Below are 17,093 nucleotides of genomic sequence, written 5' to 3' on the forward strand. Positions count from 1 at the left end.
TATGTTGGAGAAAATAAAAGTAACCGCGAACTTCATAAAAGAAAGAATTCAGGCAAGTCCTGAAATTGGAATCATTTTGGGAACCGGTCTTGGTGGGCTGGTGAACGAAATTGAAATTCTGGATTCTATTCCGTACACCGAAATTCCAAACTTTCCTGTATCTACTGTAGAAGGACATGCCGGACGATTGATTTACGGAAAACTGGGCGATAAAGAAGTACTTGCCATGCAGGGCCGCTTTCATTATTACGAAGGTTACGATATGAAAGAAGTAACTTTTCCGGTGCGTGTAATGAAACATGTGGGTGTAAAAAACCTTTTTGTATCGAATGCCAGCGGTGGTTTAAATCCCGATTGGCATGTTGGCGAAATTGTGTTGCTTACCGATCACATTAACTTTTTTCCGGAACATCCTTTACGCGGAAAAAATTTGGCAGAACTCGGACCACGTTTCCCCGATATGAGCAAACCCTACAGCCAGCGTCTGCGTAACAAAGCCAAATTAATAGCGCTGCAAAATAACATCGATGTAAAAGAAGGTGTTTATGTTGGGGTTTCAGGGCCGACTTTTGAAACGCCGGCAGAGTATAAAATGTTTCGTATTTTAGGTGGCGATATTGTGGGCATGTCAACCGTACCCGAAGTTATTGTGGCCCGCCACATGGATATGCATGTTTTCGGAATTTCAATAGTTACCGACAGCGGAGTGCCCGGCGAAATTGTGGAGATTTCGCACGAGGAAGTGCAGGAGGTGGCAATGAAAGCCGAGCCTAAAATGACGCTGATCATGAAGGATCTGATTCAGAGCATTGAATAATAAATTGTAGTAAGCAGATAAATCTTGCAAACAATCGAAAAACCTATAATCATGAAACATACACTTTTATTCCTTTCAATTGTATTGTTGCTGTTTAGTTGTTCCGAACCAAAATCTAAGCAGGCAGTATTGGTGCTCGACACGCAATCGACACTTGGCGAAGGTGCGCTTTGGAATTACAAAACCGGAGAACTGATGTGGGTTGATATTAAAAAGGAAATTCTGAACGTTTACAATCCGGCCACGGGCTACAACAAAGAAATGTTTACCGGCCAGATGGTTGGCACTGTAGTTCCTACCGAAAGTGGCAATGCGCTGGTTGCTTTGCAAAACGGGATTTATCATTTTAATCTTGAAACCGGGGCAAAAAAATTATTGGTTGATCCCGAGGTCGATTTGCCCGATAACCGTTTTAACGATGGAAAATGCGATCCGTCGGGAAGGTTTTGGGCAGGAACAATAAGTACAAAAGGAGGAAGAGGCGTTGCCGCTTTGTACCGTTTCGATCCGGATACAACGATTCACAAAATGGTGGATGAGGTTAGTATTTCCAACGGAATTGTTTGGTCGGCTGATAAAACAAAAATGTATTACATCGATACGCCCACCCAAAAAGTAATGGCCTACGATTACGATGATGCCACCGGGGAAATCTCAAATCCTGTGGTTGCGGTAACCGTACCTCGCGAATTGGGTTCGCCTGATGGAATGACCATCGACGAGAACGATAAGCTGTGGGTAGCTTTATGGGGTGGTTCGGCCGTTGGTTGCTGGAATCCTTCAACCGGCGAGCTGATCGATAAAATTGAAGTACCGGCAAAAAATATTACTTCCTGTGCTTTTGGCGATGAGGATATGGGAACGCTCTACATCACCTCGGCAAGAGAAGGTACAAGCGACGAGGAATTGGAAAAATGGCCACATGCCGGAGGTGTTTTTAAAATCCGTCCGGGAGTAAAAGGCGTTCAGGCTTTCTATTTCAACGATGTAAACTAAGCGGGTTATATTTTTGCTGTATCGTAAAACCAGTAACATTACATGAATATTCCAACTTATACCGATATAGAAATAGCACACGAAATCGTACAGAAATATGCACATCGCACACCGGTTTTGTCGTCGGAGAGTATTAACAACATTGTTGGTGCCGAGCTATTTTTTAAGTGCGAGAATCTACAAAAGGTTGGAGCTTTTAAATTTCGTGGAGCGTGTAATGCGGTGTTTTCATTGAGTGAGGAAGAAGCACAAAAAGGTGTGGCAACACACTCATCGGGAAATCATGCAGCAGCACTGGCCTTGGCAGCCCGGATGCGCGGAATTGATGCTCACATTGTAATGCCCGAAAACTCACCCGAAATAAAAAAGAAAGCCGTTGCCGGTTACGGAGCCAAAATTACCTTTTGCAAACCTACTTTGCAGGCGCGCGAAAGTACACTGGCAAAAGTGATTGAAGAAACTGGAGTCACCGAAATACATCCCTACAATAATTTTTATGTAATTGCCGGGCAGGGGACAGCTGCCAAAGAATTGATAGAAGACAAAGGCGAATTTGATGTTATTATGGCACCCGTTGGTGGCGGTGGTTTATTAAGCGGAACGGCTATTTCAACCAAACATTTGTTACCTGATTGTATGGTTATTGCTGCCGAACCGGCTGGAGCTGATGATGCTTATCGTTCGTTTCATTCGAAACTTTGGGTACCTTCAGAAAATCCAAAGACAATAGCTGATGGCTTATTGACCTCATTAGGCGAGTGCAATTTTCAAATTATTTTAGATAAGGTAGATGATATTGTTACCGTTTCGGAAGAAAGTATAGTGGAAGCCATGCGTATGATCTGGGAGCGTATGAAAATTATTATCGAACCATCTTCGGCAGTGCCGCTGGCTGCCATTCTTGAGAAGAAAGTGGATGTGCAGGACAAAAAAGTAGGTATTATTCTTTCGGGGGGAATCTGGATTTGGGGAAATTGCCGTTTTAACCGTTGATGGTCTCACTTCCGGTGAGGCTATCAATAACTGAAAAAGTTCAAAATAGGGTTGGGAGTTCAGCGTATTTAGCACTGAGTATCCAGTATCGAATATCCGGTATCCGGTTTTTAAAAATACCATCTTTATTTGTTTTATGTAGAGAAGGATGGCACCCTTTTTTTCCTCTCCACAAAATATGTTATTAATAACGCTAAGCTGAATTATGCTATTTAACATAGGCTCATAATTTTGAAGTTGACCAAAGAAAATATACTTTTAAAACACCAATTTATTATATAAACCTTTAAGCAGATTACCATGCCACGAGCCCCTTAATTTCATCTTTAAATTCAATCATTAACTAAATTTTGTTCATTAAATAATTGAACAGGAAATTGTATAAAAAGTTAATACTGCCTCAAGCATTATTAATCATTAAATCAAAAAAATGTAAAGAAATGGAAAACAAAAAAATTGCCATATTTATTGGTATACTATGTTTATTTTTACGGGTATTACCAATAGTATAGCTCAAAACCAAACAACAGCTACAAACAAATATGAGATAGCTGTCGACCTTCAGAACTTCTTCTCCGATGGTACCCCTGATAAAGTGTTGTTTAAACTAAACAATATTAAAAATAACCAAATAAAAGGTGCTTATCGCTTTGGTATTGGAACTTCTTACTGGGTTGATTTATATAAAATTACTCATGATGATGAAAATTATGAGCTTACGGCAAAGCAACATAAAACAGATTTGTCTTTATCGTTAGGCTATGAATTTCAGAGAGAATATAATCGGGCTATATTTTATTATGGTGCTGATCTGGGAACTTCATTATCCAGACATGATGATATCGATTTTCCTAATGTAAATGAATATTATAAGTTGTTCTTTGTGCCTTTTGTCGGGGTGAAAGTTTTACTCAATGATAATTTGGCTGTTGCCTTTGAAGCTGGTGCCGAAAATTTTGTACAGTGGTCAAAAACAGAAGGAAGTGAGAATTTTCCTGATAATAGACAGTATCATCTTTTTTATCAATCACATTTTGATTTACCATATAGTTTAACCTTTAATTTTAATTTCTAATGAAACCGAATATAATTTTAACAATATTGTTTGCAATTATCTTTTTCAACACGAAAGCGCAGGAGATTTCAATTTCAAAACAAAATGATGATGATCCTACAGATGTTTGTGATAATTCCATATTATATTATAAAACATCTATATCTGGATGGCAGGATGGATATATGGAACAAATTAGTTCGATGACAGCCGTGCGTGGCGACCTGGAACAGGCGATAAAAGACCTGCTCGAAATTCTTCCGGGTTTCTACCGAATGACCAACAACGAAGCGCTGGGCGTGGTTCTTCCAAAAATAAAAGAACTGATCGACCGCACGGTGTAATTGCTGGATGATCGGTACTTTTTCAGACCTTCAAGGTTTCAAAAACCTTGAAGGTCTTTCTTTTGAAAAAAAACGTAAAACGCTGAAATATAAGCTCTAGTAAATCTGCGGCTAACGACTTTTTCCGTCGGATTACCAGCCGCAATTCTGCGAGAGCTTCCCTGGCGAGTAGGATTTGCCCCTGCAACTCAGCGAGAGCTTACCCGACGCGAAGGAAGGGCTCTTGCAACTCAGCGAGAGCTAAACTTTTGCAAAAGATTGGCTCCTGCAACTCTGCGGCTAACACCTTTTTCGGTTGGATAAGCCCCCGCAACTTTGCGGCTGGTAATTTTTTGTGTAGGAGTGCCCCGCGTAAACCTGCGACAAACAACTTTTACACGAATAAAGATTTACGCAATTTTGTGGCAGGCAGTGCTTTATTGTAAGAGATTCTTCGCTGCGCTCAGAATGACAACATTCAGTATCCAGTTGAACGAAGTGAATTGAAAATCGGCCACAGCCAAATCCCTACCGATAGCGTCGGGGCATCCGGCATCAAAACATCGGGCTAACGATATACGCCAGCGATTCGCGAATTTTATCTGTATGAGGTCGCTTACGCCACTCGCGATACTTTACTTCGCGGCACTGCTGTAAATCAGCTAAAAAGTGTTGTTCTACTTCTCGCGTAAATTCTTTTTGGTAGATAAAGGCATTGGCTTCAAAATTGGTTTCAAAACTGCGAAAGTCGAAATTGCTGGTTCCAACGCTTGAAATACAATCGTCGACCAGGAGGTATTTGCTGTGTATAAAACCTTTCTGGTAAAGAAAGATGCGAACGCCGGCTTCCAGTAATTCTTCTACGTAGGCAAACGAGCACCATCTGGAGATTATGGCATCCGATTTCTCGGGAATGATAATGCGCACATCAATCTGGCTGAGTGCTGCTGTTTTAAGCGCTGTTTTTAACTCGGGCGGGGCATCAGGTAGGGCGTAACAATGTATATCTTTTTTCGTGCTGCGGTAATGGCGGCAAAAAAGGCCTGTTCAATACTTTTCCAGCTGTAATCGGGGCCACTTGCCGATACTTGTACCGGAACGCCCGGAGCATCGGTAAGAGGCGGAAAATAGTTATTCCCGTATAGATTTTCTTTGGTGATAAAATACCAGTCGGCAGCAAAAATTACCTGCAGGGTGGTAGCTGCATCGCCTTCAATCTGCAAATGCGTGTCGCGCCAGTGGCCCAAACCTTTCAGGCCTTCAAGGTATCGGTCGGCAATATTTATGCCGCCTATAAAGCCCATTTTCCCATCGATAACAATAATTTTTCGGTGGTTGCGGTAATTGACCCGCGAAGTAAAACGCGGAAAACGAACCTCCATAAAAGGATATATTTCGATACCGTTTGCCTGCAAATGGCGAAAAAACTTTTTTCTCAGTCCCCAACTGCCCACGTCGTCAACAATAAGACGCACCTCAACACCTTCCTGCCGTTTTTTTATCAGCAGCTCTTTTAGTTTGTTGCCAATTTTATCGTCGGCAAAAATGTAATATTCAAGGTGAATATGGTGACGTGCCTTTTCAATAGCTTCAAAAATATGATCGAACGTTTGCTGTCCGTCTTTCAGCAGGTGAAGTGTGTTTCCGGTAGTTAGCAGCGAGTCGGAATTATTCAGCAGTAAGCGAATAAGGTGTGCCTGATTTTGTAATCCTGCTAGCGAAATAAGCTTGTTTTGTTCGATGTTTTTTAACTGCTCGGCACTCAAACGCCGCATCGCCTTCAGACTTTTTATTCCACGTCTTGAAAACATTTTTCGTTTCCGGTATTCCTGGCCGAAAACGAGGTAGAAAATCATTCCAAAAATGGGGATGAGAATCAGTATTAAAATCCAGGCGGCGGTTTTAAATGGCGAGCGTTTTTCTAAAATAATCATCAGTGCAACAGGAATGGCAGTGATTAGAAAGATCAGATAAAACCAGGTCCAGAATTGACTCCAATCGAACATATTTTTGAATTTTGTTTAGGTAAATTTCTAAATTTATTTGAGTAAAAACAATATTTGTTTCATATTCGTTGTTAATGATAGAGATGAAGAGGATTAAATACATATTACTGTGGATGTTCGTAGGAGGAGCTGTGTTTTTCTATGCTTGTTCGGGGCCAAAAAATATGGCGAAAAACGAAACATCGAGTGTTGAGGTAACCGGAGAAGACAGTGTTGAGTATGACGTGGAAACATTTAACTCCAATTTCGACTCATGGTATCAACTGCAAAATACTCCGGCCAGCTATCGGTCGCAATCGTATTACGAGAGTTGGAACCAACAATATGTAAGTGCCTGGAATGCGAAATGCGCCTCACCATCGCGCAATTGGTCGTTTGAACCGGTTGTTGGCTACGATCCTACTGAAGATTATGGTTTTGAGATGAACCACAAACTATTCTACTACTTTATGTACGTGGAACGAGTTCTGAAAAAGCAGATCATTCCCGGAGGTCCACACGTGGTGTTTAAGTAGTGGAATTCATGAGGTTCCCTCCTAGAGTCAGATGACTGGATTCTTCCTTCAAGTATTATAGTTAAGCAGAAGAAACTGGCTTTTGCCCTATCGGGCTGATTTTACTTTTTGTCTTGAGAAAATAAGTAAACAAAAAACTCAAGGCTGCGCCTGACTCGCTCGGAAAAGCCCTGCCTACCGGCAGGCAGGTACGCGGCGCCAACTAAAATTTCTGAAACTTCCCGATGCTACGATCGGGACAGGCAGTCGTACCTCCTCAAACCTGCCGGCCGGCAGGCGGGCATCAGTAATTTTTGAACGTCGTCACCACTTGTTTTCCGGTTCATCAGCCGAGGCCAGGCTTCGATGTCGCTGACGTTACAATTGTAGACGGCCTCTTTTGGTCTTTACGCGGAGTTGAAATAAAATTTTAGGGAGAGCGGGAAGCTCCGGGTGTGCGAGGAGATCACCCGTCCGAACTTCAGTTTTATAAGAACGTAGAGTGAAGGCAAAAAGAAGACTTGACTTTTTTGCTTCGTTTTTGTGGTAAGACAAAAATGAAGGCCGCCGGCAGGCCGCAATTCCGAAGATTTTGGGTGTCGTTTAATAGTTGCAATCTGCCGTCTTGGATGATTCTAAATAGCCGTATTTCGGTAAATTACCAATTTGTCTTTCCCTATTGATTCCGATTGTCCTGTAGTTCCGGGCAGAGAAGGTGCTTTTATACCACTGCCAAACTGCATGTGCCCGGTGTAAACATGAGCTTCGTCCCACAACCCGGCATCAATAAAAGTATGTAGTAGTTGCCGGCCTCCTTCTACAATTAACGAGAGTACATTTTTTTGATGCAGCACTTCCAGCATTTGAGGAAGAAGCTGAGCTGAGAAATCAATTTTAATGAATTCTGTTTTGTTGTGGGTATGGTTTTTAAGTGCGTTAAAAACAATTGTTTCTGTTGAGTTATCAAATAAGTTGAGCTTCTTATTCAAACGTAACTCCCGGTCTAAAACAATTCGCAAAGGATTTTTTCCTTTAATAAGCCTGACTGTTAGCGAAGGGTTATCTTTTTCGGCGGTGTTTGTGCCCACTATAATTGCATCTTCTTCCGCACGCATTTGATGAACCCGCAATAATGCCCGCGGACCGGTAATCCAGGTTGGCTCTCCGTAGTTTTCAGCACTTCGTTCAACATCAATAAACCCATCAGTAGTTTGTGCCCATTTTAGCAAAATGTAGGGGCGTTGTTTCTGGTGAAAAGTAAAAAAGCGCCGGTTCAGCTCGTCGCATTCTTTTTTCAGAATACCTGTTTTTACTTCAACACCGGCATTCTGTAGTTTTTCTATTCCTTTTCCGGCAACTTTGGCAAACGGATCGATGCTGCCAATTACCACACGCGGAATTTGTTTCTGGATGATCAGGTTGGAGCAGGGAGGTGTTAAACCGTAATGTGCACAGGGTTCCAGCGAAACATAAATGGTGCTTTCTTTCAGTTTTTCCGCGTCGGTAACCGAGTTTATGGCATTCACCTCGGCATGCGCCTGCCCGTGTTTTTGGTGATACCCTTCGCCGATTATCGTGTTGTTGTACACGATAACACAACCCACCATCGGGTTGGGCGAAACATGTCCGGCACCCAGGCGGGCCAGCTCGATACAGCGAGCCATATATTTTTCTTCGGTTGTCATTTTCAAAGAAAGACTAAATTTGTAGCAACAAAAGTACACAATGCAGAAAACTATTCAATACATCCGTGCAGAATTGGCACCGTATTATCCCGAAACCGAAATTTCAGGGTTCATACAAATGATTATGAATAGCGTGTTGCGAATGTCGTACACGCAAATGATTTTGGAAAAAGACCGGGTGTTGGAAACAACTGAATCGGACGGGATAAACGTGATTGTTGAGCGACTGAAAAGACACGAGCCCATTCAATATATTTTGGGTGTTGCCGAATTTTATGGATTACAGCTGGATGTGAAACCGGGAGTTTTGATTCCCCGGCCGGAAACCGAAGAGTTGGTGGAGTGGATTAGCAAAACAGAAATTCCTGAGCAGGCAAGAATCCTCGACGTTGGCACAGGCAGCGGTTGTATTGCACTGGCATTAAAAAATGAGTTGCCCACTGTTGAGATCATGGCTGTTGATGTATCGGAAAATGTACTTACACTTGCAACCGGGAATGCAATAAGAAATGAGCTTGAAGTTACATTTAAACAAGCCGACATATTAAACTGGCCACAATATTCGTGGCCACAATTTGATGTAATTGTAAGTAACCCGCCTTATGTAATGGAACGCGAAAAAAAGCAGATGGAAGCCAATGTGCTGGAGTACGAACCCGAATTGGCGTTGTTTGTGAGCGACACCGATCCGCTGATTTTTTACCGGGCCATTGCAAAGTTTGCTTCAAAACAATTAAATGAAGGTGGATTCCTGTTTTTTGAAATTAACGAAAACCTGGGAGATGAAATGGTGGGGCTTGTTAACCAGTTGGGATTTAAGTCGATAGAATTACGTCGCGATTTGAATAATAAAAATCGCATGCTTCGATGTCAAAAATAAATGGTTTCGATATCATGAAAAACAGATTTTACCGTTTGTTTTTGAAAACGATTATTTATTTTGCAGTGACTAAATCTAATAAGTGAGAAAAGTAATCCTTAAAATACTGTCTCTAGTCAATATTCTTCTGGCGTTGGCTCTTGCGGCATCGTATCTTTCGGTGTACATCCCGCCCGATAAATACTGGCTGCCGTCGCTATTCGGAATGGCCTATCCATTTTTACTGGGTGGCAACATCATATTTATTGTACTCTGGATTTTGTTTAAACCGCGTTACACATTGTTGTCGTTGGGGGTAATTCTTTTAGGCTGGGGTTACGTTACGCGTTTTATGCAGATCAATGGCAAAGGCAGCGAGGAGGCAAATATTAAAGTAGTGTCCTATAATGTGAAACACTTTGTAGCCGACACCAGCGGAACTCAGAAAGAAAATGCAACAAAAATTATCTCGTTTTTAGCTGATCAGAATGCAGATATTATTTGCTTGCAGGAAGCCCGTTTGCGAAAGAACAGCATTTTTAACCTGGCACAAACGGTTAAAGACCTGCAATCGATAAAACACTACCAGTTTGCACGCTCGAGTACAACCTACGGGTCGGTAACCATGACCCGCTACCCGATTGTAAACATGGGAGAAATCAGGTTTGAGAACTCACGAAATATTACCATTTATACTGATGTTTTAATCGACACAGATACCGTTCGGATTTTTAATATTCATTTACAGTCGTATCACATCAATCCTGATAAATATTCAATTATTGAATCGCCGGGATTAAACGAAGAAAAGGATTTGGAAGAGGTGAAAGAAATGGGAGCGAAATTTAAAGAGGCCTTTCAGTTGCGGGCCGAACAAGTTCGCGAAATTCGCAAATATGTTGATGAGTCGCCTCATAATGTGATTGTTTGCGGCGATTTTAACGATACTCCGGTTTCTTTTTCGTACCGTACTTTGGCCAGCGGATTAACTGATGCTTTTGTGAATTCAGGACAGGGGATAGGACGTACCTACATTGGAAAGCTGCCTTCGTTCCGAATTGATTACATTATGCATGGCGATGGTTTTGAGTCGTACAATTTTGAAACACTCGATTACCGCATGTCCGATCACTTACCGGTTAGCTGTAGCCTGTTAAAAATGGATTAGTGATGTGCAAGTAATTTTACGGCAACTTCTTTATCGGTTTTAAGTTGCTTCACCAATGCTTCAATGCCTGAGAATTTCTGCTCTTCCCTGATTTTGTCGATAAAAATGAGGGTGATATTATTGCCGTACATATCTCCTGAAAAATCAAAAATATTTACTTCTATACTTCGGTTATCGGCATTGTTGTTAAAGGTTGGTCGCGTGCCAATATTCAGCATTCCTTTATACTGCTTGTCTTCAATCTCAATTAAAACAGCATACACACCGTAACCCGGAATAATTTTATATTTATCAGATGCTTCAATGTTTGCCGTGGGGAAACCCAGTTTGCGGCCCAGTTGCATCCCTTTTACTACGGTTCCGTGCAGTGTGAACTCATAGCCCAGATATTGATTGGCTTTTTTTATATCTCCCGATTGCAGCGCTTCTCTGATTTTTGTAGAGCTAACTTTTTCTGCTTCTACCGACAATGCATCGGTCTTTTTAACCTCGAAATTGTTCTTTTCAGCACATTCTTTCAAGTATTCATAGCCGCCCTCACGGTTTTTGCCAAAGCGGTGGTCGTAGCCCACAACCAAACACCGTGTGCCTATTTTATTCACCAATAAATCTTTTACAAATTGGGTGTATGATAACTCCGCAAACTCTTTATTAAAAGGATAGATAATCAGGTGATCGACGCCAAACTTTTCAAAAAGCTTAATTTTCTCATTTTTGGTTGTCAGCAAACGTAGGCTTTTATCATTTGGCGAAGTAACAATTCGTGGGTGGGGTAAAAGGTAAAGATCACCGTTTCGCCATTCATTTCTCTGGCCAAAAATTTTAACTCTTCAATAACCGACTGATGGCCTTTGTGCAGCCCATCGAAGGTGCCGATAGTTACCACAGGGTTACGGGCATTAAAATCATCAAGCGAATAATGAATCTTCACTGGTTTTGTATAAAATGTTTTGCGCTACAAACCTATTGAAAATTTTAAAGCAATTAAAGGCGTAGTGTTGAATCAGGTTAAAATTATGCGAAGTAAAAAAGGTTTTATAATCGTTTTTGCCCAAATATTATTCATTCAAACCCTTTGTTTATACATTTGTAATCATCTTAATGCACAATTGAACCCATAAAAATTGTTATTTTCTTTGATTGCTATTTTCGATGTATGCAAAATTGTTAATTTTACGGCCTTTATATTGAAACGAGCAACCTTGGTCAGATCACTTCAGGTTTAAACCAATTTGCACGATTACGATGATACCTTATTGGTAGCTTATATTAATCAGATGAAACGAGCATCACAAAATTTGCCCAACGGGAGCAAGATTAAAAGCGAGTTACATGAGTTACCGCTGAATGTGAACAACTTTAATCGAATGACAAACATGACGTACAGAGTTTTATTTTTTTTAGTGGCTGCCCTGCTTGTTTTGGGAGGGTGTAAGCAAGACAAAGAGTTTACAATTCGTGGTAAAATCACACACGCAGAAGACGAAACCATTGTTTTGGAAGAATTGCATACTACTTCGCTGAAAAAGATAGCAGAAACAAAAATCAATACAAAAGGAGAGTTTGAGATTTCGGCAATGACCGGAATTCCGACATTTTATCTTTTAAAACTTAGCGACCAGAACTTTATCACCTTGTTGGTCGACTCGGCAGAAACAGTTACCATTGAAGCCGATGCAGCTAATTTTGATCGCGAATACAATGTTGAAGGATCGCTCGGATCAGCTCAGGTGAAGATGTTGGATTCGAAGCTCAAAGATACCAGACATAAACTGGACTCGCTAAGGTCATTAGATAATTTATATGCCGGCAACCCGGAGTATGATAATGTAAGACCACGATGGGCGGAAGAATATAATGAGATTGTTCAGGAACAAATAGAGTTCTCCACAAATTTTGTTCGCGAAAATCCGTTTTCAATGGCCAGTGTGCTGGCACTTTATCAGAAGTTCAATCCCGAAGATGAATCGTTTATTGTTCGAGATTTGCAGGTGATGAAAACAGCTGCTTCGGCCTTAAATACTATTTATCCAAAATCAGAACAGGTACAGGCACTTTATAACAATACCCTGCAGATTGTGCGTAATGAACAGTCGGCAAATATGCAACGGTTTATTCAGGAACAAGGCGATAACAGCCCTGATATTGTTTTGCCCGATCCTGAAGGAAATGAAGTGGCCTTATCATCGTTGCGCGGCAAAGTAGTTTTGCTGCAATTCTGGGCTGCTGTCGATCGTGGATCGCGAATTCAAAACCCGGTTTTGGTAGAAGCTTACAAAAAGTACCATCGCAAAGGTTTCGAAATTTACCAGGTAAGTGTTGATCAAAATCGGGCTGAGTGGGTAGATGCCATCGATCAGGATAAACTGTCCTGGATAAATGTTGGTGATATGGAAGGAAGTAAACTAGCTGCAGCAGTTTATAATGTGCAGAATATTCCATTTAATTATTTGCTTAATGAGGAAGGCGAGATTGTTGCCAAAAACCTAAAAGGACCGGCTTTAGATAAAGCACTGGCTCGACTTCTCGACTAGTATAAAACTGGCAAATTGACGCAAAAACGAAAAATATATTTTGTCTCAGATGTACACCTTGGAGCACCGGCACTGAATAACAACCGGGAACGCGAGCTATTATTCGCCTCCTGGCTCGATAATATTCGTGAAGATGTTGCTGAACTATACCTGTTGGGCGATATTTTCGATTTCTGGTACGAATACAAAAAGGTTGTTCCGCGTGGTTTTACACGAATTTTAGGACGACTGGCCGATCTGACCGACCGGGGTGTTCCGGTACATTTTTTCACCGGCAATCACGATATGTGGGTATACGATTACCTTGCTGAAGAAACAGGTGTGCAGGTTCATCACGATTATATTTTACGCGAAATTTACGGAAAGCGATTTTTTCTGGCTCATGGCGACGGGCTCGATGCATCGGATAAAGGATATATTTTTCTGAAAAAGATGTTTACCAATAACACCATGCGATGGCTATTTTCGCGGTTACATCCGAATTTCGCATTTAATATTGCACATAAGTGGTCTGCGTCCAGTAGGTTATCAAATTCTGATAATGATGAAGATTTTATGGCAAATAAAGATGGAATGTATAAATTTGCCGCGGATTTTTTACATACAAATCCGATTGATTATTTTATTATGGGCCATCGGCATCAGTTGGTGAACGAGAAAATGAACGAAAAAACCCGGTTTATTATACTTGGCGACTGGATAAAAGCGTTCTCTTATGGTGTTTTCGATGGCGAAAAATTTGAATTAAAGAGATTTAAAGATAGAGCGAAAGCTTAAAAAGGATTATGGCAAAGCAAACTTATACAAGAATTATTGGTACCGGAAGTGTTCTTCCATCACAAATAGTTAAGAATAAACACTTTATGAATAATGAGTTTTATACTCCATCGAAGAAAAAGATCGAGGATAAAAGCAACGAAGAAATTATTCAGAAGTTTAAAGAGATTACCAATATTGAAGAACGACGCTACATTGCTGAAGATTTGGTAACGTCTGATATCGCTGCAATGGCAGTTGAAGATGCATGTAAAACGGCCGGAATTTCAAAAGAAAGTCTGGAATTTATCATTATTGGACATAACTTTGGAGATACCCTGAACGGAAATGTAAGAACTGATATTTTGCCCAGCCTTGCCAACAAGGTTAAGATGAAACTGAATATTAAAAACCCGGGCTGTATTTGTCACGATGTAATATCGGGTTGCCCCGGTTGGACCCAGGGAATGATCACTGCTGATGCCTACATTAAAAGTGGGTTTCATAAACGAGGTGTTGTGGTTGGAGCCGACGTGCTTTCGCGCCTTTCAGATCCACACGACCGTGACTCAATGATTTATGCCGACGGTGCAGGAGCTACCATCGTAGAGGCAGTTGAAAGTGAAGAGCCTGTAGGCATCCTGTCGCACTCAAGTCGTTCCGATTCGGTTAAATTTGCGAATCTGTTGACTTTGGGTGAATCAAGTAATCCAGACTATGAAGGGGATGAACTATTTCTAAAAATGATTGGACATAAACTTTACGTTTATGCCATTACTACAGTTCCCGGAGTAGTAAAGGAAAGCATTGAAAAAGCAGGTCTCCAACTTGGTGACATCAAAAAGATTTTTATTCATCAGGCCAATGAAAAGATGGACGAGGCAATTTTAGCAGGTGTATTAAAATTGTATGGCGAAAAAGAAATGCCTGAAGGAATTATGCCAATGAGTATCCGGAAGTTAGGTAATTCGTCGACTGCTACTGTGCCTACCCTCGTTGATTTGGTGGCCAAAGGGAAGATAGAAGGGCATGAAGTGAACGAGGGTGATTATACCATTCTTTGTTCGGTAGGTGCCGGAATGAACATCAACTCTATTGTATATAAGTGGTAAAAATGTAAAACGACTATATTGAATATTAAAACCGGTACAATTTGTATCGGTTTTTTTGTTCCTCCAGTTACCAGTTTATCGGCTCCAGTCCTTTCGAAACCAAAAACTCGTTGGTGCGACTAAAATGTTTGTTGCCAAAAAAACCACGGCTAGCCGAAAGTGGAGATGGATGCACCGATGTTAATACAAAATGTTTGTCCTGGTCGATAAACTTACTTTTGCTAATTGCATAGTTTCCCCAAAGCAGGAAAACAACATTCTCTTTTTCTTCACTAATCTTTTTAATTACAGCATCAGTAAATTGCTCCCACCCTTTTTTTGGTGCGAACCTGCCTGATGTGCACGAACAGTTAATGTAGCATTCAATAATAAAACACCCTGTTGAGCCCAATCTGTTAGGTTGCCACTTTCGGGAATTGGCTTGTCCACATCATTGTTTAGTTCTTTAAAGATATTGCGCAAACTCGGCGGAAATTTTATACCATCGTTTACCGAAAAGCACAAACCATGTGCCTGCCCTGGTCCATGATACGGATCCTGGCCAAGAATCACCACCTTTAGTTTGTTGAACGGACATTGGTCGAAGGCATTAAAAACAAGCTTGCCGGGAGGGTAGATTTTGTGCGTTTTGTATTCGTTGCGTACAAATTCGCTCAGTTGAATAAAATAATCCTTTTCAAATTCCTCTTGCAGTTGTTTTTTCCAGCCGGTTTCAATCTTTACATCCATGTTTTTTGCTTTTCAAAAATCTAAAAATAAGAAAATAATGGCTATCGCATTTCGATAATTCAAGTTGTTAAATACTTTTTTCAACAGCCTTCGATTGCTAGATTTACATTTCGTATTTTTAGCTTTCAAATAGTTTAACCATGGAATTTATTTATCTGCTTGTTGGTGTGGTGCTTGGCTTTGTTGCAGCCTTTTTGTTTTTCAAAATGAAAGGGCAGAAAGGCCGGTTTGATATTGAAAAAGATTTAATGGAAAAGGAAAAAGCTTTTCAGGAACAAAAAGTAGCGGTTGAAAAACAAAGCCTGGTTTGGGAAGAACGTTACAAGGCATTAACAAAAGATGCCGAAGAATGGAAGCAGGATTTGGAGAAATTGAGGGTAGAAAATACGGCTTTGGTGGGGCGTTTGGAAAAAGCAAAGGTTGAATACTTCAACCTCAAAGAAAAACTGGAAACACAGAAAGCAGAACTTGAGGAAATCCAAAAGAAATTTACTACTGAGTTTGAAAATGTAGCCAATAAAATTCTCGAAAAAAACAGCGAGAAATTTACGGCTGCCAATCAGAAAAATATTGGCGATGTATTGAATCCCCTGAAAGAAAAGATCCAGCTTTTTGAGAAGAAAGTTGATGATACTTACAAACAGGGATTAAAAGATCAGACCGACCTGAAAGCAGAACTGAAAAAGCTGTACGATCTGAACAACAAAATAAGTGAAGAAGCCAGTAACCTGACCAAAGCGCTAAAAGGCGATGTGAAAAAACAAGGTAACTGGGGCGAAGTTGTTCTGGAGCGTATTCTGGAACGTTCGGGATTAAACGAAGGAGAACAGGGCTACCAAAAGCAGTTTAGTGATATTACAGAGGAAGGCAAACGCATTCAGCCCGATATTGTGATTAATCTGCCAGACAGCAAACATATTATCATCGACTCGAAAGTATCGATGATTGCTTATGAACGGGCGGTAAATGCTGACGATGAGATTCTACGCATTAAATATGTGAAGGAACATCTGTTGAGTTTGCGCCAACATATTAAAGGACTTAGCGAAAAACATTATCAAACGGCAAGCAAGTTAAATTCGCCCGATTTTGTGTTGCTGTTTATCCCTATTGAAGCGTCGTTTAGTGTGGCTGTTCAAGAAGATCAGGAGTTGTTTTCTTATGCCTGGGATCAGAAAGTGGTGATCGTGAGTCCATCAACACTGCTGGCTACGTTGCGCACTATTTCTTCTATTTGGCAACAGGAAAACCAAACCCGAAATGCTATTGAAATAGCTAAACAAGGCGGTGCTCTTTACGATAAGTTTGTTGGCTTTATCTCTGATATGGAAACAATAGGAAAAAATCTGGCTACCACGCAAAAAACTTACGATTTAGCTGTAAACAAATTGCATATTGGTGCCGGAAATCTTGTTCGCAGAGTCGAGAACATTAAAATACTAGGGGCAAAAGCCACAAAAGAATTACCAAAGAAGATGCTGGACGATCAATAACAAAATAAGGTGATTTCTAAAAATAGAAACCACCTAATGAATGTGTAACTTATTTAACGAATAAGTTGTACGGA

Annotated in this window: 17 protein-coding genes and 1 pseudogene; 12 read left to right on the top strand and 6 right to left on the bottom strand. The window is 40.8% G+C overall.

Annotated features, from left to right (window positions below; translation table 11 throughout):
- Window position 1: 1 nt before the first annotated feature.
- The 5 genes from G0Q07_RS05085 (at window position 2) to G0Q07_RS05105 (ending at window position 4,204) form a co-directional block, all read left to right on the top strand.
- Complete coding sequence (locus G0Q07_RS05085; protein ID WP_163345069.1) at window positions 2-817, top strand: purine-nucleoside phosphorylase; 816 nt, start codon at window positions 2-4, stop codon at window positions 815-817.
- A gap of 51 nt (window positions 818-868) precedes the next feature.
- The gene (locus G0Q07_RS05090) at window positions 869-1,813 is read left to right on the top strand and encodes an SMP-30/gluconolactonase/LRE family protein (RefSeq protein WP_163345070.1); all 945 of its coding nucleotides are present in this window, start codon (window positions 869-871) and stop codon (window positions 1,811-1,813) included.
- Window positions 1,814-1,855: 42 nt separating this feature from the next.
- Window positions 1,856-2,806 carry a pyridoxal-phosphate dependent enzyme gene (locus G0Q07_RS05095; RefSeq protein WP_163345071.1) on the top strand — a complete coding sequence of 317 codons (951 nt, stop codon included), beginning with the start codon at window positions 1,856-1,858 and terminating at the stop codon, window positions 2,804-2,806.
- 478 nt (window positions 2,807-3,284) lie between these two features.
- Window positions 3,285-3,881, top strand: coding sequence for a hypothetical protein (locus G0Q07_RS05100; RefSeq protein ID WP_163345072.1), 597 nt, complete (start codon window positions 3,285-3,287; stop codon window positions 3,879-3,881).
- Window positions 3,881-4,204 carry a hypothetical protein gene (locus G0Q07_RS05105; protein ID WP_163345073.1) on the top strand — a complete coding sequence of 108 codons (324 nt, stop codon included), beginning with the start codon at window positions 3,881-3,883 and terminating at the stop codon, window positions 4,202-4,204. The genes G0Q07_RS05100 and G0Q07_RS05105 overlap by 1 nt, the downstream gene beginning before the upstream one ends.
- A 534-nt stretch (window positions 4,205-4,738) precedes the next feature.
- On the opposite strand, the gene G0Q07_RS05110 is transcribed toward G0Q07_RS05105, so the two are convergent.
- Both G0Q07_RS05110 and cls read right to left on the bottom strand, forming a co-directional pair.
- Window positions 4,739-5,110, bottom strand: coding sequence for a phospholipase D-like domain-containing protein (locus tag G0Q07_RS05110; protein ID WP_394366532.1), 372 nt, complete (start codon window positions 5,108-5,110; stop codon window positions 4,739-4,741).
- A 38-nt stretch (window positions 5,111-5,148) separates the two neighbouring features.
- Window positions 5,149-6,189, bottom strand: coding sequence for a cardiolipin synthase (gene cls / locus G0Q07_RS05115; protein ID WP_163345074.1), 1,041 nt, complete (start codon window positions 6,187-6,189; stop codon window positions 5,149-5,151).
- A gap of 113 nt (window positions 6,190-6,302) precedes the next feature.
- Between cls and G0Q07_RS05120 the strand changes: the two genes are divergently transcribed.
- On the top strand, window positions 6,303-6,704 hold the full coding sequence (locus G0Q07_RS05120) for a DUF6146 family protein (protein ID WP_262888009.1): 402 nt from the start codon (window positions 6,303-6,305) through the stop codon (window positions 6,702-6,704).
- Between the two features lie 614 nt (window positions 6,705-7,318).
- Here the strand turns inward: G0Q07_RS05120 and ribD are convergent.
- Window positions 7,319-8,368 carry a bifunctional diaminohydroxyphosphoribosylaminopyrimidine deaminase/5-amino-6-(5-phosphoribosylamino)uracil reductase RibD gene (gene ribD / locus G0Q07_RS05125; protein ID WP_163345076.1) on the bottom strand — a complete coding sequence of 350 codons (1,050 nt, stop codon included), beginning with the start codon at window positions 8,366-8,368 and terminating at the stop codon, window positions 7,319-7,321.
- Window positions 8,369-8,408: 40 nt separating this feature from the next.
- On the opposite strand from ribD, the gene prmC reads away from it, so the two are divergent.
- Window positions 8,409-9,248, top strand: a complete 840-nt coding sequence (gene prmC, locus G0Q07_RS05130; RefSeq protein WP_163345077.1) for a peptide chain release factor N(5)-glutamine methyltransferase — start codon at window positions 8,409-8,411, stop codon at window positions 9,246-9,248.
- An 82-nt stretch (window positions 9,249-9,330) separates the two neighbouring features.
- Window positions 9,331-10,395: an endonuclease/exonuclease/phosphatase family protein gene (locus tag G0Q07_RS05135; RefSeq protein WP_163345078.1), complete on the top strand. Its 1,065-nt coding sequence runs from the start codon at window positions 9,331-9,333 to the stop codon at window positions 10,393-10,395.
- On the opposite strand, the pseudogene G0Q07_RS05140 reads toward G0Q07_RS05135, so the two are convergent.
- A pseudogene (locus tag G0Q07_RS05140) lies at window positions 10,392-11,326 on the bottom strand (bifunctional riboflavin kinase/FAD synthetase). The gene G0Q07_RS05135 and the pseudogene G0Q07_RS05140 overlap by 4 nt on opposite strands.
- A 346-nt stretch (window positions 11,327-11,672) precedes the next feature.
- On the opposite strand from G0Q07_RS05140, the gene G0Q07_RS05145 reads away from it, so the two are divergent.
- Genes G0Q07_RS05145 through G0Q07_RS05155 form a run of 3 tightly spaced genes read left to right on the top strand, consistent with a single transcriptional unit; the run spans window position 11,673 to window position 14,797 of the window.
- Entirely contained in the window at window positions 11,673-12,929 is a 1,257-nt protein-coding gene (locus G0Q07_RS05145; protein ID WP_163345079.1) for a TlpA disulfide reductase family protein, read from the top strand.
- 15 nt (window positions 12,930-12,944) lie between these two features.
- The gene (locus tag G0Q07_RS05150) at window positions 12,945-13,706 is read left to right on the top strand and encodes a UDP-2,3-diacylglucosamine diphosphatase (protein ID WP_163345080.1); all 762 of its coding nucleotides are present in this window, start codon (window positions 12,945-12,947) and stop codon (window positions 13,704-13,706) included.
- 8 nt (window positions 13,707-13,714) lie between these two features.
- Window positions 13,715-14,797: a 3-oxoacyl-ACP synthase III family protein gene (locus tag G0Q07_RS05155; protein ID WP_163345081.1), complete on the top strand. Its 1,083-nt coding sequence runs from the start codon at window positions 13,715-13,717 to the stop codon at window positions 14,795-14,797.
- Window positions 14,798-14,864: 67 nt separating this feature from the next.
- Here the strand turns inward: G0Q07_RS05155 and G0Q07_RS21385 are convergent, their stop codons facing one another.
- Entirely contained in the window at window positions 14,865-15,188 is a 324-nt protein-coding gene (locus tag G0Q07_RS21385; RefSeq protein WP_449504531.1) for a uracil-DNA glycosylase family protein, read from the bottom strand.
- Window positions 15,083-15,526 (bottom strand): uracil-DNA glycosylase, encoded by a 444-nt coding sequence (locus G0Q07_RS05160; protein WP_449504533.1) that lies wholly within the window; start codon window positions 15,524-15,526, stop codon window positions 15,083-15,085. The genes G0Q07_RS21385 and G0Q07_RS05160 overlap by 106 nt, the downstream gene beginning before the upstream one ends.
- A gap of 140 nt (window positions 15,527-15,666) precedes the next feature.
- Between G0Q07_RS05160 and rmuC the strand changes: the two genes are divergently transcribed.
- The gene (gene rmuC / locus G0Q07_RS05165; protein WP_163345082.1) at window positions 15,667-17,019 is read left to right on the top strand and encodes a DNA recombination protein RmuC; all 1,353 of its coding nucleotides are present in this window, start codon (window positions 15,667-15,669) and stop codon (window positions 17,017-17,019) included.
- The last annotated feature ends 74 nt before the right edge of the window (window positions 17,020-17,093 follow it).

The organism is Draconibacterium halophilum, from assembly GCF_010448835.1.
Taxonomy (GTDB): domain Bacteria; phylum Bacteroidota; class Bacteroidia; order Bacteroidales; family Prolixibacteraceae; genus Draconibacterium; species Draconibacterium halophilum.